This window comes from Azospirillum sp. B506 (assembly GCF_000333595.1).
GTDB lineage: Bacteria > Pseudomonadota > Alphaproteobacteria > Azospirillales > Azospirillaceae > Azospirillum.
On the sequence record NZ_BADK01001115.1, the window covers coordinates 1 to 1,652 of the forward strand.

General features: G+C 68.6%; 2 protein-coding genes. One reads left to right on the plus strand and one right to left on the minus strand.

Translation table 11 applies throughout. From position 1 onward, the window contains the following. Positions 1-169: 169 nt before the first annotated feature. Positions 170-1,102 (minus strand): dienelactone hydrolase family protein, encoded by a 933-nt coding sequence (locus I71_RS34035; protein ID WP_049976474.1) that lies wholly within the window; start codon positions 1,100-1,102, stop codon positions 170-172. Between the two features lie 170 nt (positions 1,103-1,272). On the opposite strand from I71_RS34035, the gene I71_RS34040 reads away from it, so the two are divergent. After that, a partial coding sequence (locus I71_RS34040) for a chromate transporter (protein WP_042704713.1) occupies positions 1,273-1,652 on the plus strand: 380 nt, incomplete at its 3' end.

Genomic DNA, 1,652 nt, shown 5'->3' on the forward strand with positions numbered 1-1,652 from the left:
CCCTCCTTTCCGAAATCCCCCTTCCCCCCCGGGAGAGGGTCGGGNTAAGGGGGATGCACTGCGTGTGCGTGACTCGTCGCGCTACGTCCTCACCACCAATCTAATTCTCGCCACGGTTCCCCCTCACCCTAACCCTCTCCCCAGGGGGGAGAGGGAACGGTAGCCCTCCTCACCCCCCAAGTTTTTCCTTCAAGAACTCGTTCACCCGCCGGATCGCGTCCGAGCGGGCGTCTTCGTCCGTGCCGACATGGGCGGTGCCGCCGGGGGCGGTGGCGAGGTCCTTGCGCTTGCGCACCGGGGCATCCGGCGAGTCGAAGCCGTGATAGGCGTCGGGATAGACCACCAGATCGACCTTGTCCTTGACCCCGTCACGCCCGGACAGCTCGACACAGCTCCCCGGCGGGGTCCAGTCGTCCTTGCCGCCGACCAGCAGCAGCAACGGACCGTCCGGTTGCCAATCCCCGGTGCTCAGCGCCGCCTTGCAGCCGGGGTAGAAGGCGACGGCGGCACGGAATCCGCCCTCCTCGGTCCCGGCCGGTCCATCCTCGCCGGCACCATAGGCGGCCATCACGGTGCTCGCTCCCTGCGACCAGCCGATCAGACCGACACGCTCATGGTCGACCTCCGGCCGCTTGCGCAGGTAGGCCAGCGCCGCCCAGGCGTCGCGCTTGCGCTCCACCGTGGCTCGGACGGTACGGTCCTTCAGCGCGGTGGTGCAGACCTCCTCCACATCGCGCGGGCCAAAGCTGTCGACCATCAGCACCGCATAGCCCTGACGCTGCAAATGGGTGGCCCACCAGATATGGCGCGGCGTCACCCGGCCGTTGCGGGCATAGAGACCGCCGCAGCCATGCAGCATCACCACCGCCGGATGCGGGCCATTGCCCGCCGGGCGCAGCAGCCGGCCGTTCAGCATTGTCGCCGCGCCACCGGTCAGATCCCCGTCGATGGACGGAAAGCGCACGATCTCCTCGGCATGGACGCCGACCGCGGCCTGTGCCGGCTTCGCCGACAGGGTGAGCCCCCCAACCGTGATCCCCCCGACACCGGCACACAGCGCCGCCCCCAACACAGCCGCAAGACCGCGGGTGGAAGCCTTCATTCTGCAGCGTCCCCGACTTCCGGCGCCGGCCCCGACGGCGGCGCTCGCGGTTGCAATATTAAACCTCTGCGATGCGGAAGACCATGGGCGCCCGGCAATTGTCCCCGATGGCGTTCCCCGCGGACCGCAAAGGCTGCCCTGCCGCCGCGTTTGCGCTAGGCTGCGGAACCATGAGCACCCTCGCCCCTCCCGTTCCACCCCGTCCGTCCTTCAGCGCCTTCTGTCTCTACTGGCTGCGGTTGGGGCTGACCAGCTTCGGTGGACCGGCCGGGCAGATCGCGATGATGCAAAGCGAGTTGGTCGACAAGCGCCGCTGGATCGACCAGACCCGGTTCCTGCATGCGCTGAATTTCTGCATGCTGCTGCCGGGGCCGGAGGCGCAACAGCTCGCCACCTATATCGGCTGGCGGATGTATGGCCTGCGCGGTGGCCTGGTGGCGGGCGGGCTGTTCGTTCTGCCAGGGGCACTGGTGCTGCTGGCCCTGTCCTGGATCGCGGCAGCCCATGGCGACACCGGGCTGGTCGGCGCGTTTGTCGACGGCATCAAGCC

Excerpts from the sequence above, each read along its gene's own strand:
- I71_RS34035 (WP_049976474.1), bottom strand. The coding sequence starts at position 1,102 with ATGAAGGCTTCCACCCGCGGTCTTGCGGCTGTGTTGGGGGCGGCGCTG.